A 23,525-nucleotide genomic window follows, 5' to 3' on the forward strand; every position below is an offset into this window, starting at 1 on the left:
TATATAGGAAAAAACTTTGTTTAAAAGCGTATTTTTATCCTTAATAGCCAATCTACCACAGTCATGCATACAAATACTACTCAGTACACAATACAAAAATTCTTTTCACAAACTTCATATTTAACTTACAAAATAGTGGTTCCGCTTTTATAGCATGACTACATATACTTAAAACACCTGATTCACAACACAATAACAAATTAATTTTAATCAAAGACTAATAACCTTACCAAACTTAAACTCATGTCAAACTACAGTCTCATTATTCCTGGAGAAAAAATACCACATTACGATATTGATCATAAAAAAAAGTTTTTTATGTTCAGGAAAGGGGAACATACCTTACCTGTTAGTATGCGACCTAATTTAAAAGTTGTAACACCTGCAGAAGAGCAAGATATATTTAGTGTAAAAACACTTATTGCGCCTACAGCATTTTCTATGCATCATCCTGATGTTTCTTATGAAGGAGAAAACTTTTTGAACGTTAAGGTTTTTACGTTTCTAAAAATCGCTTTGGGTGGTGATTATGTATTCAACGTAAGTTACCAACTCGTATTGAATGCTAGTGGAAATTATCAAATAAATATTTATATTTCTTTTAACAGGTTAAATTATAGTTCCGAAGAAAGTACCCCATTTGAGCATTATGAATTTGATATTATTTTTAAAGAAAATTCTATTAGTCTTATATCTAATTCTGATGTTTCTTCTTTAGATTTAAAAAATGTTGAGACAGTAAAGGTGTTTTTAATCCGCACCAATCCGAAAACATCTAGAGGAACAGTCACTACTGTACAAAGACCTGGATAGATAAGACGTATGTTAATGTTATACAATAGAATAGTATGTATTTGCTGGTTTTTTTTGACATCACTCTTTGGTTTTTCTCAACAGAAAATAGATCACACACTATTTCGGGAAAAAGTAACCGAAAAAAGTGCCCATTTTGATAGTGAAATTAGTTTTATAAAAGCGCGATCCTTTTTTTTATTGGAAAAATGGGATTCAACACTTGTGTATACGAGCAAGCAATTAATGATTAAAAATAATACTGCTGAGTTAAAAAATTATTGTCACTTTTTAAGAGGTTATAGTTTTCAGGAAAAGAAATTATTTACCCAAGCAGCACAAGCTTTTACGAATATTACACCTGATTTTTATTTTTATGATCATACAAAAGTTTTTTTAGGTGGAAATGCATTGGAACAACATCAGTTTGAAAAAGCTATTGATTATTATCAATCCGTTCAACATTTAGATGTGTATACAGATTTATCGTTGGAAAAAAGTCGCGTAGAACATAATATTGGTCTGTGTTATTTGCATTTAAAACAGTTTGATAGAGCTGAGTTTTTTTTATTGAAAAGTACTCAAACTCACGAAACCGCAAAAGACACCGTAAATTTAGTAAGTTCCTACGGAGATTTGGCAAACTTATATTATGAACAATATAAAGATGCGATGGCAATTCCTTATTTTGAAAAAGCATATGAACTTTCAAAGTTGGTTTCAAGTTTTGATTTGAAAGCTACTACTGCGCTTAATATGGCTATTGTTGAAGAGAATAAGAAAGAGTTTAGCAAATCGTTAACGTACAGAAAAGAATATGAACAATGGAATGATTCCTTGAATAACCAAAATAAAATTTGGAAGACTGCAGAGACTGAAAAACGACTCGCTATTCTTGAAAAAGATAAAGAATTTCGCATCCTTGAAGCTGTCAACAAAACAAGAATTGCTGAACGAAATGGCTTTATCTATTCTTCTATTTTTTTACTCATTTTACTCGGAACAGGTTTATATTTATATCGTGAAAAGATAAAAGCAAATGCAATTATTAACGCTCAAAAGGAAGCTTTGAATGAGTTGAATGCCACGAAAGATTATTTATTTTCTGTGGTTTCGCATGATTTACGTTCGCCTGTAAATGCATTACGGAAACAGCATCGTGCATTGAAGAATCAAGTTATGGAACATGATTTTGATAATCTTGAAAAAACTATTGAAACCTCAACAGCTATCTCAGAAAGCATGTATGGTTTGCTAAATAATATTTTACATTGGTCACTAGAACAAAGCAACCAGTTATTATTTCAAGCAAACATAAGTACTTTACAGCCTGTTATCTCACATGTTTTATTTGATTTTAAGAGTTTAGCCGCTTCAAAAAATATTGTTTTAAAAACTAATTTAGACGAAACTATTATTGCTAGTTTTGATAGAGAATCATTAAAAATTATTTTAAGAAATCTTATTGATAATGCTATTAAGTATACACCGAATAATGGTGAAATTGAAATAAAAACCTCAGAAACAAAACTTAATTCTTGTATTGAAATTAAAGATTCTGGCATTGGATTTTCAGAGGAACAACTTGAAACTATTCATGATTTAAAAGAGATTACCGTTGCAAATATTGATCGTGCAAAAGGTGTCGGACTTGGCTTGTTACTGTGTACAACATTGATTAAAAAAAACAAAGGAGAAGTATTTATTTCAAACAATCCAACTATTGGATCAACCATAAAAATAGTTTTACTAAAAACATAACCTATGATGGAAAAGATACATATTTTAATTTTAGAAGACGATTTAGTTGAAGCAGAAGAACTCACTTCTTTACTACATAAAAATGACTACAAAACTACACATGTTCCTGATGCAATACAAGCAATAGAAACCTTGCGACAACAAACATTTGACATGATGATTTTAGACATTATGATTGATGGAAAACCCAAAGGTATTGAACTCGCTCAAACATTAGAAAAAGATGGAATTGAAGTTCCGTTCATTTTTCTAACAAGCATCCGAAGTAGAGCTATTTTTGAAAAAGCAAAGTATACAAAACCTTTTTCATACTTACTAAAACCATACAATGAATTAGAGCTTTTATATGTGATTGAATTAGCCATAGAAACCTTTCATCAACAAAAAAACACGATTAGTAGAGAAGAAAATAATGCAGTTATTGCACCTGAATTTTTCTTTGTAAAAAAAGGACAAAAAATAGTCAAAGTAAATGTGAATACCATTAGTTATATTAAAGTTGATCAAAAGTATTGTCAATTGGTTTGTGATACTGGCAACTATTTGATACGACTTTCACTTTCCAAAGTAATAGAGGTTTTGGCTAATTCTAACTTCAAACAAACACACAGAAATTATGTGATAAATAGTAAAAAAATCAAAGAGTTATATATGGAAGATAATTTAATCATCATGGAAGCAGATCATCAAATTCCATTTAGTACGCGTTTTAAAACTGCTTTTTTAAAGGATGGGTTGTTTTTGAAATAACATAGAAAATTAACTACTTATCAAGTTATCTATTCAATTCTTTTTATGAAGATTTAATGTTTCTGGAGTTTTTGAAAACGTTGAAGGACATAAAAAACCTATAAAAACTGGAGCATCATTAATTGAAAAATTAGAAATAATTATTTGACTTCCTTTAAAATTTGAAATTGCAATGATTTGCTCTTTTACACTAAGTACGTGGATTCCGTTTAATCTTGAATTATTATTAAAAAAGGTGTTCTGCGTATCGCCAATTATAGTAACTATAACTTCTTGTGAATTATTCGTGTTTTTTATTGTGCAAATACATTCTGTACCGTTATTGGTACTTAACACAATATATTCATACTGATAAATCAAAACTGTTTCTACTTTAGAATGTTTAATAATATGTTGACTAAAAACTTGACAACATACAAACAATAATAGTATGGATAATCTAAATTGCATATGTTATTTTTATAAAAAAGCTTTCATATCTATTTGAACTCAAAAAGAGTCAATTTATATAAATTGACTCTTCCCGGACTATTTATTACTTATCTCTATTAGTAGCAACTACTAATGCGACAGCTTCATTATCTTCACTTGTATTATTTTCTAATGTTACCTCAACTCCTTTAAAGTTACCAGACCCAACAATCGAATACGATGGACTATTGGGTGGAACTATATGGTATCCATTTAAATCTGCTGTCTTACCATTAATAAAACCTTTTACATCATCTGGCACTCCTGAAATGATAATACTTAATTCATTTTTACGACTCTGATTAGTCACCGTCATAGTTGAATTTCCTCCATTAACTGTCACCCAAGTACATGTTCTAGTTGCTTTTACTTCTGCTCTTCCTGTTTTATCAATCTTTGGATTTTTTGAATTCTTTGCACTCATAATTTTAAATTTTAAATTGGTTATAAACTCCTACTCTATTCAACACAGGCTTTTCGGATTCCACCTTTTACTTCGCAATGCATAAAAATGATCGTAGCTACTCAATCGAAGGAATTTGTATGATTACGTTTGTTTTGAAAAACACACTTGGTTTATTTTTTGTGCGTTTTGTTATTTCAAAATTGATAAAATAAAGCGTTGCATTTTTAAAGAAGTCCTTAAGCGTTGGCTATTTGAGCATAAGTGTACTTATTTTGGCATGAAAGCAGCAGAAAACTATTTCCTACGTATAACTCGCTCTTTCTAAGGCTATATTTGGAAGTTACCATAGTATGCTATACCTTGATGTTCTTAACTAATCTACAAAGGAATGACTACAATTAATAGCAAAATTAAGCATGTCGTCGTCGTAATGTTTGAAAACAGATCATTCGACCATATGTTAGGATTTTTATACAACGATAGTTATAAAAATAAAAATACCGATAAAACAACGATTAATATATCGCCACTTGGACATCCATTTGAAGGATTGACAGGCAATGAAACAAACCCTGATGGTAAAGGTGGCAGCGTTAAGGTGTTTCCAATTGATAAAAATGATAAGTATGCGTATTATATGCCCAAAATGGATCCGGGTGAAGGTTTTATGAATACAAATTTTCAATTATTCGGATCTTTAAATCCTCCTTTTCCAACCAAAATTGGTCCAAATCAAGGTTTTGTGCGTGATTTTCATAATAAAATTGATACTAAATATTACGGAGATCCAAAGGAGAAAAAAACGGTTGCTACCAAAACAACTGAAAAAAAAGCATACGATAAAAACTATGATCATTCCAAAGATTATACAAATGAAGCTTATAAAGCTTGGTATAAAGAAGAACTTCCGCCAAAATCAGGTCTGAAAATTGTATCAAAATTTCCAGGTACTGTACCAAGTGATATTATGGGAATGTACACTCCTGATTTACTTCCTATCCTATCAAATTTGGCAAAAGGATATGCTGTTTGCGATCAGTATCATTGTTCTGTTCCTTCCGAAACACTTCCTAATAGAGCATTTATGCATATGGCAACTTCACAAGGCAACTTGTATGATGAAGAAAAAAGATATAGTGCTCCGAGTATTTTTAAACATCTTTCTAACAATGGGCATACATGGGGAATTTTTGGATACGAAGCCAAAAAAGAACCGTATACATTTAACTTTTGCGCAGATATATCTACACCTGAAAAAACAACAGAAACTATAGGACTCACAATTCCTACAGGTTGTCAGTATGGAAAATACACAAAATTTGAAGAAGCATTACAAAACGGAACACTTCCAGATTATACTTTTTTAGAACCATCATGGGGAAGTTACGGCAATAGTCAGCATCCTAATTATGACGTTTCTTTAGGTGAAGATTATATCTTAAAAATATACAATGCAATTAGAGAATCTGATTATTGGGAAAACACGTTATTTATCATTAATTATGATGAACATGGAGGTTGTTATGATCACGTAACTCCACCTACAGGAGCCGCACAACCAAACGCGGCATCAGTTAATGAACCTACTGGTTTTAAATTTGATCGTTTTGGCGTTCGCGTTCCTTGTATTTTAATTTCACCTTGGATAGAAGCAGGAACTGTATACAGAACAAAAAGTGATGTACCATTAGATCATACTTCTATTTTAAAAACAATTGAAGTATTGTTCAATTTAACTCCATTAACCGCGCGTGATGCGGCGGCGGCGGACATGTTAGATGTACTTACACTTGAAACAGCACGAACTGACAATCCGTTAGAAGGTATTAAAGCTCCTGTGACTGATCCGACTGTACAAATAGAAGATCATGCTTCTCAGATTTTAAGAGCGCAAGCAGATGCACTTACTGAAAAACGCAATGCTGAAACTGGAGAAAACTATAAAACACCCGTTTTTAAAACAGATGAAGAAGCCAATCAATACATTCATCAAGAATCGTAAAATTAAAATAGGAATATTGCTTTAAATCATAAAAGCGCAACAAATACTGTTACGCTTTTATGATTTGATTATTTATAATAACTTGTCAAGTAGTCGTCGCTTTGTTTAACGTTAATTTGATGAAATTATTGATGCTTAAATTTCAATTTCTTTTCTATAGATTCAATCATGATATTGGCAATATCCAATCCGGTAGCATTTTCAATTCCTTCCAAACCTGGAGACGAATTTACTTCCAATAGTAATGGTCCTTTGTTGGAACGAATGATATCTACACCTGCAACAGGTAATCCAAGTATTTTTGCCGCTTTGATCGCCAATTTACGTTCTTCAATGGTAATTTTTATTTTAGAAGCCGTTCCACCTTGATGAATGTTAGCTCTAAATTCTCCTTTTGCCGCTTGTCGTTGCATGGAAGCCACTACTTTACCGCCTACAACAAAACAACGAATATCTTGTCCGTTGGCTTCTTTGATAAATTCTTGTACTAAAATGTTTGTTTTTACACTTTTAAACGCATTAATTACACTTTCTGCCGCTTTTGTCGTTTCTGCTAAAACAACTCCTTTTCCTTGTGTACTTTCCAATAACTTGATGATTAATGGCGCACCATTCACCATTTTTATTAAATCTTTTGTATCTAATGGCGAATTTGCAAAACCTGTGATTGGAATGTTAATTTCATGTTTTGCAAACAATTGTGTCGCTTGCAGTTTGTCTCTTGATTGTGTAATTGCTTCCGCAGAATTTAAACAATATGCGCCCATTGCATCAAACTGACGAATTAGTGCACATGCATAAAACGTTACCGATGGTTTGATTCTTGGGATAATTGCGTCAAATTCGTCCACAATATTTCCACCACGATACCGAACTTGTGGTTCGTTGGCATCAAACTTCATATAAGCTTGTTCTACATTTAAAAACACCATTTCATGTCCTCTTGCAATTCCTGCTTCTATGATTCGCTTGTTACTAAACAATGCGGGATTACTCGCTAATAGGGCAATTTTTAATCCTGTTTTTTTCTTGATTAAGTGCTTGTACTTCTCACGAATTTCATCATCTATAAAGTTAGACGCTAAATACGTTTCTGAAGGATTTACCATAAAACGTTGCATCAATGCTTCACGCCCTAACAACATTCTGAATTCCATTGCATCACGATTGGCAAGTGTCAATTCTATTTCAAAAGTATCATTTCCAATTGTTACAGGTGATATAATGACATACCGTACTTCCGAAGTTCCGCTTGAACTTTTTACCAAACGCTTGTCAAAAACCTTTGCTTTACACTTTACAACGATACTTTTGTTTTCTTGTATCGGATTGACTTCAAAACTTACCCATTCTTCATTTACATCTTCGATTAGTTTTATATTATTAGCCTGAATCGATGATGTTTTTGCGCCCGAATCTACACGTGCTTTAATGGCAGGAATTGCCAAGTTTTCAAAACTACACCACTCTTCACTACCAATAATTTTTAATGTTGTTGAATTCAAATCGTTTCTTCTTTTTTTTAAATTAATTTATTTTTTCCTGAGTTCAAACAGGTCTTTTCTTCGATCTCTTAGGTTTTTTACAGCGCCAAATTGGTTTAATTCTCGCAGTAAATCGATATCGACATCTGCTAATAAACGACTTAATTCTGGAAATTCAGAATCATAACAGATAAGTATGCCAATTTTTCCACAATCTGTGTCAAATGTTTTGAGCGTGTTTCCACCTTGCATTCCCCAAACTTTAGCTTCATCTGGCGTAACATGTAATTTTTCATAACGTTCTAAAGTTCCATCACGTTTGCATAAATAACCTACATTGTATAGTTTTCCATCTCGCATTTCTGGCATGCTTCCCGAAATAACGTTAATGTTGTATGAAATGGAAAATTCAGCTTGCTGTAGTAATTCTTCCAAATCTTTATACGGACGCATTTGCCACTGAATAAGTCCTAAGCGCATATTTTTTTTCTTTGTAACTGCTTTTTTGTTGGGTTTCTCATAGTAAATATTATCCCATTCCATCAAAACCGCAAATTCGTTGGAGCTGTATCGCTTGCCAAATACCCTTTCATCACTTTTACAGGATGAAAATCATTAGAAATTTGAAAGTTTAGCACTGAATCGTTGATTTCTTTGCGTTTTACTTTTTCAATATATTCTTTTGGATTTAGTGTTGCCGCATAGTTATGATAGTTTGGCATTCGTCCTCCAAATACAATTCCTTTTAGGTTTTGTTTTTCACACAGTTCTTTGCGATAATCGTATAAACGTCTTCCGAGACGCAATCCTCTAAATTTTAGTTTTATAAATACATCTATTCCGTGTAAAACGTCGCCTTCATTCGTATGTGCATCAAATGATTTTTGAATGATGTCTTTGTAAGTATGTGAATCTTCAAAAGTATCATAATCTACAATGATTGATAATGCACAACCAGCCAATTCGCCATTGATTTTATCACGACTTGCCCTTCCGAAAACTTATCAATTAAAGTTTCTATTTGCTCTTCTTGCCATCTGTATTTATGCGTTTATGAATAGTTCGTTTTCGTTTTTGAAACTTTTAAATTCTACTTTATAACCATCTGGATCTGTTACAAAAAAAGAAATGTGTTCTCCTGCTTTGTTTTCTAAGAATGTAACTTCTGTAGTTACTTCTATATCCATAGAAAACAGTTTTGTATAGAGTTTTCCCCACGTTTCTGTATCGACAATAACTCCAAAGTGAAATGAAGGCAATACTTGTCCGCTTAAGCGATAGTTTTTAAAATCAAAGTTGAACGAACCTGCGTTGGTAAATGTTAATTGATTCCCGTAAAGATTTACATCTACCCAAGTATTTGTTCCTCTTCCTTGACTTGCGCCAAGCGTGTCAATATAAAATTCTTTCGTTTTTTGAATGTCATCACATGGCAATGCGAGGTGAAATGCTGCTTTCATTACGGTTTGGTTTTAGTTTCTTTTTTAATTTACTTTTAAAATATTTTTTAACTGCTTTTTTGTCTTCTTTATCTAAATACGGCAACGCATTTTCCCAATAAGTCCAATATACATCTTTGAATTTTTCAGTTTCTATTACTTTACATATATTCGTTTTTAACGTTGGTACAAAGTGATGCTTTATAATTGTAATTGAGTTTTTTGTAACTCCATTTGATAGTACATGTGAGAGCTTATGGACATCTATTAGAAGTCCTATTTCCTCTAGTGTTTCGCGCTTCAGACTTCCTTCTAGTGATTCGTTTCGTTTTTTTACACCTCCAGAAAGCGTGAGTTTTTTGAGTATTCCAACTTTTTCAATAACTAGAAGTTGATCTGCATTGACTGCTAATAAACGTGTTTTATGAATCGTTTTCATACGGAACCGTCTGATTTAGTAATCGTCTTCGTTTACTATTGGCGCTTGTACTGCATCTGGATCGTTGTCATCATAATCTTCATAATCATCTTCATCATAGTTTTCCATCGTTAATTCAAGCTTCACACTTACTTTTACCAAGTATTTTGTATCGCCTGATATTACTTCTACAGCTTCTACCGCTTCTCCTTTAGCATTTTTAAATTTTATAATATGAAAGTCGTCATAGCCATCAGGATATTTTTCTACCAAAAGTCCTAATATTTCTGGTGTCAACTTTTTAAAGTCAACAATGACGCGCTTTAAGTCGTTTCCTTGAGTTTTCATGATTGTATTTTTTGATTTGGTTATAGATTTAAAAAGTATGCAAATATTAATGGCGCAACATATTGAGCAACGAGTTTTGTGAGATCGATGCCGTGAAATTGTAATTTGTTGTTTTCATCGAGTTTGAATTCTTTTTGAGGGAAATAAAATGTCTGCTCGATAAGATCAATATATTTAGTTTTCATTTAAAAAATGAGTTGAAAAAATTATAGAAATAAGCAAGAATTACTAAATGTTGAACTAGTAATTAAAAGTGATAAGAATTTGATTTTCTCAAATACGGAAAGTAAACACCGTAAACGGTATGAACGTGCGTTGTAGTAGGCACTTAAAAGTATGTTCTGTTTCAGAAGTCAGCCTGAGAATTCGGCGTCTTATACGTAAGACAGCTTTTGGAGTAGACTTCTTTATTCTCCTAAGCCCGAATCTGAAAAAAGTATTCATTTATATAGGCAATGCGTTCTATTTGTGAACTCATTTACTAAACAAACATAGTAAAAAAATGAATTGAAAAAACTTTTTTTTATTTTTTTTATTTTCAATTGGAATTGCCTGGGAAATTGATACTTCAATAGGGTTATAAATTGTCTTGAAAATGAAAAGGAGATTGAAACAAGAAACCACATCATTTGACGTAGTTTGTTATGTGTTGTGACCTCAAGTATTGAAGGTTTGATTTTTTAATAGAGAATTTAAAGAGAATTGGTTTATTTTTAAAAGTTAGAGAAGAAGCTGTTTGTAACCAAGTTTTCTTAGCATACGTATTTCGAAACTTTTACTTCAATTTATATTATTATAATCAGATTTATTTAAAAACAAAAATGCTACACTGTACATAAGTATAGTGTAGCATTTTTGTTTTTTTAAAGTGTACTCAATTCTTAACCAAGAGGTGATCTCAAATCTCTTTTAGGTGCGTCGTTCGTTTCTTCAGTACATGTAGTATCCACAAGTCCACCAAGAAGTGTTTCCATTTGGTGAAACTTTAAAACCTTAGTTTTTTTTAATTTTAAAGACTTTTCACTTTTTTTATTTTTCATAATTATAAGAATTTATTCAATCAAATATAGCTATTTTTTTTGTAACTATCTAGCCCTCAATTCTTTTTTAAGGAGTTTTTATTTTCTCATTTACACATGCGTTATCGTAAGTTTAAAGAAGAAATAGCAACGTAGTTTTAGGGAATTGAACGTATAAGAAAATACAATCCACTTACAATTAGTTTGTTATAATTTCAGAATAGTATACTGAAAAATAGCATCTAGTATTCTTCTATAAAAATGATATGAGATTAATTGCTACATTCCATTGGAAAATAATATTTCACATTTGGCACAAATAGGCATCAATTCGTTGTTATGTGTTTTTCTAAATTTATGAAATGTTTCGCCATGCCATACTTCTTTCATAGAGTTTTTGTGAAGACTTCCCATTTTAAATTCAGTGAATTTTTTACATGAAACTACACTTCCAGAAGGCATTACATCCATACGGTTTGAAATTCCTAAACAGGTAGATTTACATGAAGGCGCTTTGGATTTTCCTTCAAGATATCCTTTGATTTCGTGCAATTCCAAGTTTGGCTGAAAACGTATTCTAATCTTCCAAGTTTTAGCTAAGATTCGATTTATTTGAGCAAGTAAATCATTTAACTTGTTTATATCAATATGAAAATCAAATGATTCCCACGTTTTTCTTCGAATGCGCGACTTTTCAAGCCACGAATAGTTTTCGTTGTAAAAGTTAGTCATCTTTTCTGCTTCATCATCAGGAATGTACCATGGAAAGTTAAAATACAACGTGTCAATTCCTTTTTCTTCAAAGTATTCACAACATTCGTATAAATGCGGAATTAAATCTTCGCTAAATACTGCAGCAATGGAAATATGACCTTTGTAGATATCTTGTTTTTGCAAATCGATTAGATAATCAATATTGTCCATTATTTTTTTAAAAGTACCTTTCCCTCTGAGTTTATCATGCTGTGCTTCCAAACCTTCTACACTTACTAACGTGGTGAGTCTTTCAGATATTTTTATCAATGAATCTACTTTTCGTTTGATGGATAGTCCGTTCGTACAAACTACCGTATCTCTCGGATCATTTGCCAATAATTCTACCAATTCATTCCAATATGTATAAATCATTGGTTCGCCGCCCCATAAATAAAAATGTGATTTTGTGTGACGTGTTGCTGCAAATAGTTTTTTTACAATTTCAATGTCTAAATCTCCTTGAACTTTTACTTCGCTTTTGTCTAATTGTCTATGAAAACCAGCATCATTCCATTGGAAACAATGTGTACAACGCAAATCACATCTATTGGTTAGTTTTAATCCTATTTCACGTGGCACTTCTGTGGCAAACGTAGGATCTTTTAATCGTTCCGTATAGCATTTTCGCGTGAAATCAATTTTCTCTTTAAATCGCTGTAATGATTCTACGGTATAGGGTTTGGTGCTTTTTGGTTGCATGATGTGTAGTGTTTGTCAAAGGTTTGTACATGTAATTTGAAAACATGTGATTTCATTTTATGCTTGCTCGCGCTCAATGAATTCTTTTAGTGTTTTGTACGTAAAAAATGTTTTTACATCAACCTCTTCTAAATCAACTTCAACTCCAAAAACATTTTCAATTTCTAAAATAAAGTACATCACATTAAGTGATGTTAATCCGAAATCTGTAGTAAGATTGGTTTCTTCCTGAATATTTTCTGGAGTAATGGTTTCTTCTAAAATTTCGGTGAGTATGGCCGCTAATTTTTCTTTCATGCGTTTGTGTATAATTTTTTATGCGCTATTTCCTTATTGCTTCAATGGTTTTATCTCCGTCTTGATCAAATTTGTGATATTCTCTAACTTCTAAATCGTCATAAAATAAGCAATAGGCTACTTCTCCATTTTTGTGAAAGAACAAAATAATTTGATCCGTAATACATTGCTCGTTTTTTACTGTATAATGTATTTTGTATTTTATATAAAATATACTTCCTGTTTTGAAATATTCACGCGCAATTTCTTCATTACTTACATAAATTGCATCTTCAGTAGGAAAACGCATTTCAAAAACTTTTTCAAATTGTGCTTTCAGTTTTTCTTCAAAAGAGTCTACTTGTACGATTTTCATGTTATATTTTCAATGATTATACTATTTTAATTAATTCGATTTTTTTGAATATATCGATAGTAAATATACCTTTTTTTTGTGTCATTTTTTTGTTGAAGTAAAGAAATGTCTTTTGATTTTGTTACGCAATACGGTTTTAAATCACAAGGCGTCAGTATCTTCTTCATACGTTCCTAAAAAGTGCCCAATTAGATAATTAGCAAGTGCTTTTTTAAAGTTTAAATCCTCGTTGGTAGCTTTGTCTTCTTGGATTAAATATCGTTTGTTGTCGGAATGACTCAGGTGAATGCAATTTCCTTTTTTTATACGTTTAATTTCATGATATTCTAATCTGTACACAAAATCGATATCTTCCCAACCCCAACCGACTAAATCCGAATTCATTCCTCCTATTTTGATAAAATTAGATTTTGACAGAATGACCAAACCTGGACAACTTCTAGCGTTTTCACCTAGAAACATTCGGTTGGTTTCCACAATAACTTCCTTTCCTTTTTGATTTTTAAAACCAATGTAATACGCAATTTCCTTAATTTCACCTTCAATTATTTTTTTGGAACTTCTGTTGCTTTCTGTTGTTTTTTGAAGTGTTAAGAATGAATTTTCATCTTTCAAATCTGCTGTTATGGTATTGATAGCGTCGTTCAGTACAATATCGCAGTCTAATATAAATAGTGTTTCATTTTTAGCATGATACGCGCCAATATTTATGGCTTTCGATTTGTTAAAAACCTCACTTTCTATATGTATTATTTTGATGTTTTTCAGTGCAGACGCAGTTACAATTGTATTGATTTCCGCAATATTTCCACCAAAATTGACAATAATGATTTCGATGTGATCAAAATTGAATGTATCATGATTCTTTTCTAAACTCTGCGCCAAATCTGGTCGGTTGCTCCACGGAATAATAATACTTACATTCATGCTGTTTTGTGTTGAGAATATACTAAAGCTCCTATTGAGAGTAATTTTAAAAGCGCGTTAGTGTCTAATTTAAACGATAATTTTGTTTGTAATTCGTCATAATCAATACCTTCTTTACAAGCGTCTATAATTTCTTTGGTTTGATTGGTAAAAGGTATTTGTAATGGCCAAGCTGGATCTTGAAATGTAATTTCGTTGTCTTGAATTGTATAGTTGCTGAACGTTTGTAGCGAAAGTATATTTGAAAATTTTATGTTTTCTATTGAAGTATTGCAATAAATTTGTGCCACTTTTTTATAATAATTCCATGAAGGTTTTACGTTTGGCAAATAGTTATTTTCTTCATAGGGTACGAAATCTAAATTCCCTTCCATATTGCTTGCGGCTAATTCAGTATTTGCGGAAATATTAATGATGTCAACCAAATTTTGAGCACAACTTTGAAACGAATAGTATTTTTCAGCTCTTTCCAAGCAATTGTTGGTTACTTTTTCTTTTAAAGCGGTATCATGATAGAGTTCTTTTATGAATTCTAATCCTTCGTAATATGCTGATCTGATACCTGATGCTGCACTCCAAGTGTCTAATAAGAAACCCGTTTTTTGATGTACAATGGAGTCTTTCAATCCGCCATAAGCAGTTCCAATAACAGGCGTTCCACATTTCATCGCTTCAATTGGTGCATAGCCAAAGTTTTCATCTAAAGAGTTTGTTGGATGTATTAAAAAATCTAACGCGCCATAGGATAGTGTTAATTCTTCATTACTGAGATTTGACTGAAATTGAAATATGTTTTCACTTAGTCCTAACGAACTTATGAGTTCATTTATGTACAAATGATATGCGTCTTCTGTTTTTTGCCAATTTAGAATTGGATAATCTACCCAATAATCACCAATTATAATCAGTTTTACATCTTTCGTAATTTCATGTTTTACTTTGTGTAGCATGTAAATGGCTTGATGTAGATTTTTTTGAGGTAAAATCCGAGCTACATATCCTAACAATAGTGTGTTCTCGTTGATATTGAATACAGATTTGCAATCATTTTTAGAATAGTTCAATGCTATATCTTTGCTTATCGGTAACTTGAGTAAATGCGTGTTTGGTGGCGTTTTAAATATTTTTTGTAAAATGGTTGTATCGCTTGTGCAATTTACGATGAAAGCATCATGAGCATTTACTTTTTCAGCATTGTTGATTAGAAATTCATAGTTTAAAACAGCGCCACCGTGCAAACAAAACACAACAGGTACTTTAATGTTGTGTTTGTGTTCCCAAACTAAGTTCCCGAAAAAATTAATAATGACATCAAAGTGCTGCAGTGTGTCAAAAAACTCTTGTTCGCTATGAATTAAAATAACATCGTGCGTCTTTTGTAAACTTTCTACATAAAATGTTTTTGTTCTTTCCAGACTGAGCCAACCTTTTAGACCAATACATACAAAGCCGATTTTTTTTAACGTCATAATTTTATACTTCTAATTGTAGCATTTTGTTCGAAATTTTCTCTTCACTTAAAGCTATCAATTTTATAAAGTCTTGCACAATTTTATCGGTAGCTACTTCTTCATTGTATAACATGTATAGACGTCCACAATTGTACCAAGCATTATCAATTAAAACATCTAATTCTGGCACGTTTGCTTGAATGTGTTGGTGTATTTTTTCTAAATCTGAAAATAAATCTTTGTATGCTACATCTTCAATGTGCAGTTCTACACCAATAGAATTATTAACGGTGTATTGTACAATTTCAAAATGTACCGAACGCGGCCATTTGTTTGGATGGTATCTTCGAAAGTGTTCAAAACCTCCTTTTAATTCCAGCTTGCTTTCTTTTAAAATTTCATTTTCTAACACTTCATTTAGTCTTGGTAAAACGTTGTATTCTTTAACGGAGAATAAGAAGTATTCTTTGTAATGTTGTTCATCAATATCAACCGAACTTAATGTTTCATTTTCTTCTTGAATTGCGTCTAAATCCACCGTATATAGTTTTAGCTTTTCATTGATATTAAAATCAGTAGCTAAGTTTAGCTTTTTATCAATATGCTTTGAAATTTCAAACAATAGTAATGATGCTCTTCTGTAATGTCCTAAAGAAAGGAAGCTTTCTAAAAAGCTGATGGCATCTAATCCGAAGTGATGTAAAAATCTATTTGCCGTATTAACCGCTTTGATCATCAAATTATAATGCACCATGTCTATTTTGAATCCGTTCAGCATTCCAAAACAAGCATTTTCAATGGCATGTCCTAAATAATACACATGATTCTCAAAATAGCTAAGAATGACCATTTTATCTCGTATGGATGTTAGCAAACTAAGATCGCCGTCTTCATCAAGTATTTGTTCAAAGATGAGTTGTATTAACCCAACCATTTCTGTTTGTCCATCTAAAAACCGTTGTGCGTCTGGCTTGTATTTTTCTAATTGTGGAACTTTGGAAGTAATGGCACATAATCCTTCTGACAAATGGAATTTACGACAAACTTCAAATCCTCCGTAATCATGTGCATCAATTCCTCTGTGTATTAATTCTTCTAAATTATGTGAAACACCATTGAGGTAAAATATATTTTCTAAGTCGTTTTTTTCATAATTGTTTGCAAAGGCAAAAAGCAAGTGACCTAATTCTTCTCCTTTATTTTTATTAATCCAAACACTGTTGAATGCTAAATCTTTTAAGGAATGATTTTTCACTTTTACAGTATCAAAATCAACTCCTGCCATACTTGTGTACGCTAACGATTGCCACGGATGAAAATCTCCTTCTGGATCGCATTGTTTTATATAAGGTTGATTATTTTTATAGAAAATGAAATCTTCCATTTTTTCAATAATGGGCGCGCCTTCATACGTAAAGTTTCCCCAACCGCATATCAAATGCGACAAATTGGGCAAACTGTTTCTTTCTACAATTGTTTTGACATTATTTTTTAATAAGATATTTACCTTTTTATCTACTTTGTTTAGTAAGTCACTATCTAATTGTTGGGGAGTTTGTTTTATGGTAGCTTTTAATTTTTTTAGTGCTTCTTTTTCTAGATCAGAAAGCGCTATCGGAAACCATACTTTTTCCTCTTTTTTCATTGTAGATTTTTTTTAAATAAAAAAAAGCGAATGTTGAAAAACACATTCGCTAATTAATTAAACTAATACTTTTTAGTTTTTAAGCTTACTACTTAAATTGATTATCCCAAAGGATTAGTTGCTTGTTGCAGTAGTGATTGGAGCCGCTAGAGCGTTATCTGCTGTTCCTAATCCACCACCTTCTTCTTCTCCACAACATCCTTGTGTGCAACATCCTGCTAATAATCTTCCACCTACTAAATTAGCTTCTTCCAATTTAGTCAGCATAGCTTGCTTTAATGCGTTTAAATCTTTTTTCGAATGGTTCATAATGTTAAATTTATTTATTTTCTTACAAGAATAATTAGTATCAAATGTATACTTTATTACATTGGATAACAAAAAAATACTGTTAAAACTGAACGCCATTTACATCTCTTGTTTCAATTGATTTTCTTCTCTTTCGTTGAATATTTTTAGTTTTATTTGATTTGAAATTGTATGAAAGTGCTATCCGTACTCTTCTTGATTCTGGCTCAAATAAACCTACTCTGTAAGCGTTGTCCGTTCGTATTTCATATTCCGGATTGTACGTATTGAAGATGTCGTACACTTGAATGGCGATATTTCCATTTCCTTTAAAAATTCGTTTACTGTATCCAAAATCAACTTTACCGTACGGATTTCTTCTTCCTTGCGGGAAAACTGCATTTCCTTTGTATCGAAAGTTGAGTTGAAAATTATGTTTCTTCCACTTGAATCGATTGTAACTTCTTAAATAGTATGATGTAAATTCTCTTTCAATGATTTGCGTGTCAATTAATGTTCTTATGACCGCATTATTTACATCAACTGTGTTTGTTACGGTGTACCAATTATTTATTTTCCATCTGCTAGACATTTCCAAACCGTACGCGTTATCACTTTCAATATTTTCCAGCGTGAATATGTAGATATCCGAATTTGCATTCGATGGTCTTTGGATATGCGAAATCCGATCATTCATATTTTTGTAATACACGCTCGTAGACAAGTTGAATCCGCCTTTTTGATAATTGTGAGAGATTTCAAAAGCGTTGATAAATGAAGGCTCTAGTTCAGGATTTCGAACTGCAAATGATGTTGGAGAAAAATATTTTGGAATCGTTGTCAATTGCCAATGTTGCGGTCTTACCAATCTTCTATTGTAATTAAACGCTATTGAATTTGCATCATTTAACGTGTTGGAAACAAATACACTCGGATATAATTGTGTGTAATCGTAATCAAAATTTTCGCTATTTAATGCCAGTTCTCGCTTTACATATTCCGTTCGCAATCCGGCAGTTACGCTCCATTTGTCAAAAGTTCCGTTGTAATTAAAATATCCAGCAATTATATTTCTTGAAAAATTATAATCTAACGCAAAGTCAGGAAATACTGGGTTATTTATACTTGTATTTTGCAAAAATTGATCAATATTTTGAAAACTCGATTGCAATCCGAGATCAAACGAATGTTTCGAAGATATTTCCTTCTGATAATCCACATTAAATTGCGCAAAATTTCCGCTTCCGTTGTAATTGTACAGTAGTGTATTATTGTCTAGTGTACCTTCAGCTATTTGTTCAGCTTCACTTTCGTTAGGCGACCACAAAAAATAAGCTTCAATGTCTAGAAAGTGATTTTCGCCATCTAAAATCTTTTTGTAACCAACTGTCAAATCGTGATTATTGTATTCATAATCTGTTTCATGAAAACTCCTTTCTGTATCATTGACAAGAAACTTTGAAATCGCTTCTGGTGAAGATATGTTACGCTTGTAGTTTACGAAAAGTTGATTTTTATCGTCCACGAAATAATCAACTCCAAACGTAAAAGCACGGTCATCAGCTCTGTTTACGTTTTCGGTAATTTGGAGAATATCATTTAAAAAATCTTCCGTTCTACCTTCAAAATAATTTTTGCTTTTACTGTACGATATAGAACTATTAAAACTAAATTTATCTACCGTATAATTAGCGGAAATACTAGATCGGTATTTCGCAAAAACTGATTGCGTATAACTGAAATTTCCATTAATATTCAATCCTCTTTCTCTGTTTTTTTTCAGGATTACATTTATAATACTGGAACCATCTGCATCCCATTTTGCTGACGGAGAAGTAATTAATTCTATCTTGGAAACATTAACAAGCAATAATTGATCTAAGCTTCTTTGCGTTGGTTTGCCGTCAATAAATATTCTGACATCCGTGTTTCCACGCATGGAAATTGTACCATTTTCATCAATATCAACCGAAGGGATATTTTCCATGATTTCGGTTATAGATGCGCCTTCATTCATAACATCGGCATCAACACTAACAATCACTTTTCCGTTTTTTCGCTCTATAAGTTTATCATCAGGTGATGCTTCAATAACTACTTCATCTAAACTGTCTATTTTTTTTTCTAATTGAATACCATCAAAAACTAAATTAGAAGCCAATTGATTGATCGGAATGAATACATCTGTATATCCTACACTTTGAATTTTAAGTACATAGTTTCCTTTTTCAATTTCCGTTAGTAAAAATTTTCCTTCCTTATCGGAATTCACTTTTTGAAATATTTTATCTTTAAGGATTAACGATATTGTACACAATTCAATAGGCGTTTTATTTTCCTGATCTAAAACGGATCCTTGTATGGAAAAAGTTGTCTGCGCATAAGTATTTATTGAAAATAGAACAATAATTAAGAAATTAATCCCATATTTGAAAACCATAATTTCGTATAATTTAAGACACTAAAAGTATAAAAATAAATAATATAAATGGTACAAAAAGCGGTAATATTAGCTGGCGGAAAAGGGACAAGACTCGGAAAAATTTCTGAGAAAATTCCTAAATCCCTACAACTCATAAACGCGATTCCGATATTGCATCATCAAATAGCGTTGTTAGCGAAATATGGAGTTAGCGAAATTTATATTATTACCAATTATCTGTATGATAAAATAGAAGATTCTCTACAAGAAATGCAACAGTATAAAGACTTAAAAATTGTTGTTCACAAGGAAAGTAAAGAATTAGGCACTGTTGGCGGAATTAAAGAAATTGAGCACCAATTGACAGCCGATTTTTTTGTGTTATACGGAGACATTATGTTGGATGTAGATGTAAGCCGAATTGCAAAATTTCACTCAAAAAACAAGTCTGATGCTACACTAGTTGTGCATCCCACAGATCATCCAAAAGACAGTGATTTGTTGGGCGTAAACACATCTGACAAAATAATTGAATTTTATCCCAAGCACGAAAGAAATCTTGAAGCTGTACATCCAAACATCTCAAATGCAGGCTTGTATCTTTTTACACCTAAACTATTTCCGTTTTTAGCTAAAGGTGTAAAAGCTGATTTTGGAAAAGATATTTTCCCGAAAATTGTTGACAAACTCAATATGTACGCGTACAACACGCCGGAATATTTGAAAGATATGGGCACGCCTGATCGTATTGAAAAAGTTCGAAACGATTTTGCAACTGGAATCGTTCAAACTAAGAACTTAGAACACAAGCAGAAAGCTATTTTTTTGGATAGAGATGGCGTTATCAATAAACTGTCCGGTTACATTAGTAAACCTGAGCAATTGGTGGTTTTTGAACATGCAATTAAAGCCATTAAAAAGATTAATGCCTCCGATTATTTGGCTATTGTCATTACAAATCAGCCTGTAGTTGCGAGAGGACTGTGTTCTATTGAAGAATTACAACAAATTCATCACACCTTAGAGTTTACGTTAGGCAATTCCGGAGCAAAATTAGATGCCATTTTCTTTTGCCCACATCATCCCGATAAAGGCTTTGAAGGCGAAAATATAAGCTATAAAAAAGAATGTACGTGCAGAAAACCTAATATTGGAATGATTGAAAACGCTGTGGCAAAATTTAATATTGATGTAAAAAAATCATACGTTATAGGTGATACTTGGAGAGATATTGAATGTGGCACAAATGCGAAAATGAAAACCATTTTGGTTGGCGATTCTAAGGAAGGAATTGGCACAAATCCTACTTCAAAAGCGAAACATTTACTGGAAGCAGTACAACAGATAATACACTAATTATGATAATTACAAGAACGCCTTTTCGGATCAGTTTTGTTGGCGGCGGCACAGATATTCCTGAGTTTTTCAAGTTACACAAAGGCGCTGTGCTCAGTTCTTCTATAAATAAGTACATGTATATAAGTTCGCATCCTTTTTTTGATAAAAGTAAAATACGACTCAAGTATTCTCAAACTGAGACGATTTCCAATATCGGCGAAATACAACACGAACTTTTAAAAAGAATATTTACTGAAATGAATGTGAGCAATGGAATAGAACTTTCGTCCATTGCAGACATTGTATCAGGAACCGGAATGGGTTCTTCTTCCGCTTTTACCGTTGGTGTTTTGCATAATTTGGCAATACAAAATGGAGACCTTATTGATAAGAATGATTTGGCACAAAAAGCTTTTGAAATAGAACAATCATTATACACTTCCATTGGAAAACAAGATCAATACGCGGCAAGTTTTGGAGGTTTAAATGTATTTGATTTTTCAAAAGATGGAACTGTAACTCGCACACCAATACGACTAAATTCAGATTTCAAAACGGCACTTAATAAAAAACTCTTGCTATTTTATGTAGGAAGTAGAAAATCGACTAAAAACATTTTGAACTCGTATGAATATGAAAAAAAGAGAACTGTTTTAATTCAAATGAGCGACTTAGTGTACGATTTAAAAAATGCCTTAGAAAAAGAATCTTTTAATGCTTTTGGCGAAATTCTTCACGAAGGTTGGTTGTTAAAAAAGTCTATTTCCAATCAAATATCGACAACCGAAATAGATGCTATTTATGAAACTGCTTTGAAACATGGAGCAAAAGGCGGCAAACTTTTAGGAGCTGGCACAAGCGGCTTTATGCTGTTTTATTGTGATGAGAAATATCAAGCCAATGTGATTGAAAGTTTACAACCAAAGTATAGAAAATTCGATTTTTCTTTTGAAGAAGATGGCTCTACAGTTATTTTTAAAGATACGTTGACTTAATTCATAGCTATTATGGAAAAAACAATCAAAAAAAGAAACATAGCATTTAAAGTGTTGGACAATCATAGAATAGAAGGCTATTGTCCAAATGGTTTTTTTACAGATTGTATTCAAAATGGAGATTGGGAAGAAGAAACATTTATCATTTTAGAAAAATATGCCACTACAAATAAAGTCTACATAGACGTTGGTGCTTGGATTGGCCCTACAGTTTTATTTGCTGCTCAATTGTATGAAAATGTAGTTTGTTTTGAACCCGATCCGATAGCGTTATTAACGTTAGAATACAATTTGTTGATTAATGATTTTGAACATGTTATTTTGGAGAAAAAAGCCTTAGCAGGTCATGTTGGTACAATTAAATTTGGCGGTAATTGGGAAATGGGCAATAGCGAATCTACACTATTGGTAAACGATGCTACTTTTTTATCAAAATATGATGTTGAAGGACAAAGAGGAACGTACAAATCACGCACGGAAAACAGTATTGAAGTGCCGTCAATTACCATTGAAAAAGTTATGGATACGCATGCGATTGATCCGAAAACTATTGCTTTAATAAAGATGGATATTGAAGGTGGAGAATATATAGTATTGCCAGCTATGAAAGATTTTTTACAAACAAATCAACCTAATTTTTACTTATCACTTCATTTTGTGTACTTGTTAGATTTTCAAGTTGATGAAATATTAGCTATTTTATTTCAAATTTACAACAGATGTTATACCATTATTGATGGAAAAGAACTAGAAATGACCAAAATTGAAATTATGCAAGAAAAGATAGAACACTTGGTTTTTGAAAACACTATTGAGCATCCGTAAATAAATCATTTACCAACGCTCTTTTAATAGCATGAAAGCAAGAAAGATGTACATCTTCTGTAATTTCCATATCGTGAATTGGAACATGCATGTGTTTGGTAGCTATTTTTTTTAATTCGCCTCCATCAAATCCACAAAAACCTATCGTTTCTATATTTTTGGAATTTGCATAGCTTATGGCGTTTATGATATTTTTCGAATTTCCACTTCCCGAAACTCCAATAATTACATCTTGTTCTTGTAGCATATTTTTTAATTGTTCTCTAAAAATTTCTTCATAATGAAGGTCATTTGCAATAGCAGATAACACCGTAGTATTATCGTTTAAACACACAATACGCAAACCTTTTACCGTTTTTAAATAATCACCCGCTACATGAGAAGCTGTAGCGCCACTTCCGCCATTACCAAAAATATAAACCATTCCATTTCGCTGATAACACTTTAATATGCTATCTTTAATAATCATCAAATTATCGGTATCGATTTTTGAAATTGTATCTTTTAAATCACTGAAGTATTGCATTATAATTCTCTGTAAATTATGTAATAGTTTGCGTTAAAGCTACTTAAATTCGATGATTTAAAAACCTTTATTATTTCGTTCACAATGTGTATAAATTTACCTTTATTATAA

23 protein-coding genes and 2 pseudogenes are annotated in these 23,525 nt (G+C 31.9%); 7 read left to right on the forward strand and 18 right to left on the reverse strand.

Annotation, left to right across the window (positions count from 1 at the left end):
- Window positions 1-243 precede the first annotated feature (243 nt).
- The 3 genes from ACQ654_RS08780 to ACQ654_RS08790 all read left to right on the forward strand — a co-directional run bounded on the left by ACQ654_RS08780 (window position 244) and on the right by ACQ654_RS08790 (window position 3,303).
- Entirely contained in the window at window positions 244-813 is a 570-nt protein-coding gene (locus tag ACQ654_RS08780; protein WP_430409949.1) for a hypothetical protein, read from the forward strand.
- Between the two features lie 225 nt (window positions 814-1,038).
- Entirely contained in the window at window positions 1,039-2,553 is a 1,515-nt protein-coding gene (locus ACQ654_RS08785; RefSeq protein WP_430409950.1) for a tetratricopeptide repeat-containing sensor histidine kinase, read from the forward strand.
- A gap of 3 nt (window positions 2,554-2,556) precedes the next feature.
- Window positions 2,557-3,303 (forward strand): LytR/AlgR family response regulator transcription factor, encoded by a 747-nt coding sequence (locus ACQ654_RS08790; protein WP_430409951.1) that lies wholly within the window; start codon window positions 2,557-2,559, stop codon window positions 3,301-3,303.
- Between the two features lie 33 nt (window positions 3,304-3,336).
- Here the strand turns inward: ACQ654_RS08790 and ACQ654_RS08795 are convergent, their stop codons facing one another.
- Both ACQ654_RS08795 and ACQ654_RS08800 read right to left on the reverse strand, forming a co-directional pair.
- The gene (locus ACQ654_RS08795; RefSeq protein WP_430409952.1) at window positions 3,337-3,753 is read right to left on the reverse strand and encodes a hypothetical protein; all 417 of its coding nucleotides are present in this window, start codon (window positions 3,751-3,753) and stop codon (window positions 3,337-3,339) included.
- An 85-nt stretch (window positions 3,754-3,838) separates the two neighbouring features.
- Window positions 3,839-4,198, reverse strand: coding sequence for a hypothetical protein (locus tag ACQ654_RS08800; protein ID WP_430409953.1), 360 nt, complete (start codon window positions 4,196-4,198; stop codon window positions 3,839-3,841).
- 370 nt (window positions 4,199-4,568) lie between these two features.
- On the opposite strand from ACQ654_RS08800, the gene ACQ654_RS08805 reads away from it, so the two are divergent.
- The gene (locus ACQ654_RS08805; protein ID WP_430409954.1) at window positions 4,569-6,182 is read left to right on the forward strand and encodes an alkaline phosphatase family protein; all 1,614 of its coding nucleotides are present in this window, start codon (window positions 4,569-4,571) and stop codon (window positions 6,180-6,182) included.
- A gap of 125 nt (window positions 6,183-6,307) precedes the next feature.
- On the opposite strand, the gene rimK is transcribed toward ACQ654_RS08805, so the two are convergent.
- The 15 genes and pseudogenes from rimK to ACQ654_RS08880 form a co-directional block, all read right to left on the reverse strand.
- The gene (gene rimK / locus ACQ654_RS08810) at window positions 6,308-7,687 is read right to left on the reverse strand and encodes a 30S ribosomal protein S6--L-glutamate ligase (RefSeq protein ID WP_430409955.1); all 1,380 of its coding nucleotides are present in this window, start codon (window positions 7,685-7,687) and stop codon (window positions 6,308-6,310) included.
- Window positions 7,688-7,714: 27 nt separating this feature from the next.
- Window positions 7,715-8,702, reverse strand: a pseudogene (locus ACQ654_RS08815) (GNAT family N-acetyltransferase); the annotation flags it as partial.
- A 7-nt stretch (window positions 8,703-8,709) separates the two neighbouring features.
- Window positions 8,710-9,126: a VOC family protein gene (locus ACQ654_RS08820; protein WP_430409956.1), complete on the reverse strand. Its 417-nt coding sequence runs from the start codon at window positions 9,124-9,126 to the stop codon at window positions 8,710-8,712.
- Entirely contained in the window at window positions 9,092-9,544 is a 453-nt protein-coding gene (locus ACQ654_RS08825) for an NUDIX hydrolase (protein WP_430409957.1), read from the reverse strand. Before ACQ654_RS08825 ends, ACQ654_RS08820 begins: the two co-directional genes overlap by 35 nt.
- A 15-nt stretch (window positions 9,545-9,559) precedes the next feature.
- Entirely contained in the window at window positions 9,560-9,871 is a 312-nt protein-coding gene (locus ACQ654_RS08830) for a hypothetical protein (protein WP_430409958.1), read from the reverse strand.
- 35 nt (window positions 9,872-9,906) lie between these two features.
- Window positions 9,907-10,056 (reverse strand): annotated as a pseudogene (locus ACQ654_RS08835) (arginine decarboxylase); the annotation flags it as partial.
- 696 nt (window positions 10,057-10,752) lie between these two features.
- Window positions 10,753-10,911, reverse strand: a complete 159-nt coding sequence (locus tag ACQ654_RS08840; RefSeq protein ID WP_430409959.1) for a hypothetical protein — start codon at window positions 10,909-10,911, stop codon at window positions 10,753-10,755.
- A gap of 258 nt (window positions 10,912-11,169) precedes the next feature.
- Window positions 11,170-12,345, reverse strand: coding sequence for a radical SAM protein (locus ACQ654_RS08845; RefSeq protein WP_430409960.1), 1,176 nt, complete (start codon window positions 12,343-12,345; stop codon window positions 11,170-11,172).
- A 57-nt stretch (window positions 12,346-12,402) separates the two neighbouring features.
- Window positions 12,403-12,642, reverse strand: a complete 240-nt coding sequence (locus ACQ654_RS08850; RefSeq protein ID WP_430409961.1) for an acyl carrier protein — start codon at window positions 12,640-12,642, stop codon at window positions 12,403-12,405.
- A gap of 25 nt (window positions 12,643-12,667) precedes the next feature.
- Window positions 12,668-12,997, reverse strand: coding sequence for a hypothetical protein (locus ACQ654_RS08855; RefSeq protein WP_430409962.1), 330 nt, complete (start codon window positions 12,995-12,997; stop codon window positions 12,668-12,670).
- Window positions 12,998-13,138: 141 nt separating this feature from the next.
- A complete protein-coding gene (locus tag ACQ654_RS08860; RefSeq protein ID WP_430409963.1) occupies window positions 13,139-13,924 on the reverse strand; it encodes a galactosyltransferase-related protein in 786 nt (261 codons plus the stop codon).
- Window positions 13,921-15,393 (reverse strand): glycosyltransferase family 4 protein, encoded by a 1,473-nt coding sequence (locus tag ACQ654_RS08865; RefSeq protein WP_430409964.1) that lies wholly within the window; start codon window positions 15,391-15,393, stop codon window positions 13,921-13,923. Before ACQ654_RS08865 ends, ACQ654_RS08860 begins: the two co-directional genes overlap by 4 nt.
- A 4-nt stretch (window positions 15,394-15,397) precedes the next feature.
- Window positions 15,398-17,020: a hypothetical protein gene (locus ACQ654_RS08870; protein WP_430409966.1), complete on the reverse strand. Its 1,623-nt coding sequence runs from the start codon at window positions 17,018-17,020 to the stop codon at window positions 15,398-15,400.
- 114 nt (window positions 17,021-17,134) lie between these two features.
- Window positions 17,135-17,329, reverse strand: coding sequence for a hypothetical protein (locus ACQ654_RS08875; RefSeq protein ID WP_430409967.1), 195 nt, complete (start codon window positions 17,327-17,329; stop codon window positions 17,135-17,137).
- An 82-nt stretch (window positions 17,330-17,411) separates the two neighbouring features.
- Complete coding sequence (locus ACQ654_RS08880; protein WP_430409968.1) at window positions 17,412-19,748, reverse strand: TonB-dependent receptor domain-containing protein; 2,337 nt, start codon at window positions 19,746-19,748, stop codon at window positions 17,412-17,414.
- A 48-nt stretch (window positions 19,749-19,796) separates the two neighbouring features.
- On the opposite strand from ACQ654_RS08880, the gene ACQ654_RS08885 reads away from it, so the two are divergent.
- The 3 genes from ACQ654_RS08885 to ACQ654_RS08895 are packed head-to-tail and all read left to right on the forward strand — an operon-like array spanning window position 19,797 to window position 22,888.
- On the forward strand, window positions 19,797-21,086 hold the full coding sequence (locus tag ACQ654_RS08885; protein WP_430409969.1) for an HAD-IIIA family hydrolase: 1,290 nt from the start codon (window positions 19,797-19,799) through the stop codon (window positions 21,084-21,086).
- A gap of 2 nt (window positions 21,087-21,088) precedes the next feature.
- Window positions 21,089-22,063: a GHMP kinase gene (locus ACQ654_RS08890; RefSeq protein ID WP_430409971.1), complete on the forward strand. Its 975-nt coding sequence runs from the start codon at window positions 21,089-21,091 to the stop codon at window positions 22,061-22,063.
- A 12-nt stretch (window positions 22,064-22,075) separates the two neighbouring features.
- Window positions 22,076-22,888: an FkbM family methyltransferase gene (locus ACQ654_RS08895; protein ID WP_430409972.1), complete on the forward strand. Its 813-nt coding sequence runs from the start codon at window positions 22,076-22,078 to the stop codon at window positions 22,886-22,888.
- Here the strand turns inward: ACQ654_RS08895 and ACQ654_RS08900 are convergent.
- Window positions 22,872-23,414: a D-sedoheptulose-7-phosphate isomerase gene (locus ACQ654_RS08900; protein WP_430409973.1), complete on the reverse strand. Its 543-nt coding sequence runs from the start codon at window positions 23,412-23,414 to the stop codon at window positions 22,872-22,874. The two genes, ACQ654_RS08895 and ACQ654_RS08900, sit on opposite strands and share 17 nt — an antisense overlap.
- Between the last annotated feature and the right edge of the window lie 111 nt (window positions 23,415-23,525).

Origin of the sequence: Kordia sp., assembly GCF_965283645.1 — a bacterium.
Classification (GTDB): Bacteria; Bacteroidota; Bacteroidia; order Flavobacteriales; family Flavobacteriaceae; genus Kordia.

Coding starts and splice junctions, on each gene's coding strand:
- ACQ654_RS08800 (WP_430409953.1), bottom strand. CDS start 4,198: ATGAGTGCAAAGAATTCAAAAAATCCAAAGATTGATAAAACAGGAAGA.
- ACQ654_RS08830 (WP_430409958.1), bottom strand. CDS start 9,871: ATGAAAACTCAAGGAAACGACTTAAAGCGCGTCATTGTTGACTTTAAA.
- ACQ654_RS08780 (WP_430409949.1), top strand. CDS start 244: ATGTCAAACTACAGTCTCATTATTCCTGGAGAAAAAATACCACATTAC.
- ACQ654_RS08795 (WP_430409952.1), bottom strand. CDS start 3,753: ATGCAATTTAGATTATCCATACTATTATTGTTTGTATGTTGTCAAGTT.
- ACQ654_RS08855 (WP_430409962.1), bottom strand. CDS start 12,997: ATGAAAATCGTACAAGTAGACTCTTTTGAAGAAAAACTGAAAGCACAA.
- ACQ654_RS08895 (WP_430409972.1), top strand. CDS start 22,076: ATGGAAAAAACAATCAAAAAAAGAAACATAGCATTTAAAGTGTTGGAC.
- ACQ654_RS08845 (WP_430409960.1), bottom strand. CDS start 12,345: ATGCAACCAAAAAGCACCAAACCCTATACCGTAGAATCATTACAGCGA.
- ACQ654_RS08820 (WP_430409956.1), bottom strand. CDS start 9,126: ATGAAAGCAGCATTTCACCTCGCATTGCCATGTGATGACATTCAAAAA.
- ACQ654_RS08865 (WP_430409964.1), bottom strand. CDS start 15,393: ATGACGTTAAAAAAAATCGGCTTTGTATGTATTGGTCTAAAAGGTTGG.
- ACQ654_RS08885 (WP_430409969.1), top strand. CDS start 19,797: ATGGTACAAAAAGCGGTAATATTAGCTGGCGGAAAAGGGACAAGACTC.
- ACQ654_RS08860 (WP_430409963.1), bottom strand. CDS start 13,924: ATGAATGTAAGTATTATTATTCCGTGGAGCAACCGACCAGATTTGGCG.
- ACQ654_RS08785 (WP_430409950.1), top strand. CDS start 1,039: ATGATTAAAAATAATACTGCTGAGTTAAAAAATTATTGTCACTTTTTA.
- ACQ654_RS08890 (WP_430409971.1), top strand. CDS start 21,089: ATGATAATTACAAGAACGCCTTTTCGGATCAGTTTTGTTGGCGGCGGC.
- ACQ654_RS08880 (WP_430409968.1), bottom strand. CDS start 19,748: ATGGTTTTCAAATATGGGATTAATTTCTTAATTATTGTTCTATTTTCA.
- ACQ654_RS08900 (WP_430409973.1), bottom strand. CDS start 23,414: ATGCAATACTTCAGTGATTTAAAAGATACAATTTCAAAAATCGATACC.
- ACQ654_RS08870 (WP_430409966.1), bottom strand. CDS start 17,020: ATGAAAAAAGAGGAAAAAGTATGGTTTCCGATAGCGCTTTCTGATCTA.
- ACQ654_RS08850 (WP_430409961.1), bottom strand. CDS start 12,642: ATGAAAGAAAAATTAGCGGCCATACTCACCGAAATTTTAGAAGAAACC.
- ACQ654_RS08805 (WP_430409954.1), top strand. CDS start 4,569: ATGACTACAATTAATAGCAAAATTAAGCATGTCGTCGTCGTAATGTTT.
- ACQ654_RS08875 (WP_430409967.1), bottom strand. CDS start 17,329: ATGAACCATTCGAAAAAAGATTTAAACGCATTAAAGCAAGCTATGCTG.
- ACQ654_RS08840 (WP_430409959.1), bottom strand. CDS start 10,911: ATGAAAAATAAAAAAAGTGAAAAGTCTTTAAAATTAAAAAAAACTAAG.
- ACQ654_RS08790 (WP_430409951.1), top strand. CDS start 2,557: ATGATGGAAAAGATACATATTTTAATTTTAGAAGACGATTTAGTTGAA.
- ACQ654_RS08825 (WP_430409957.1), bottom strand. CDS start 9,544: ATGAAAACGATTCATAAAACACGTTTATTAGCAGTCAATGCAGATCAA.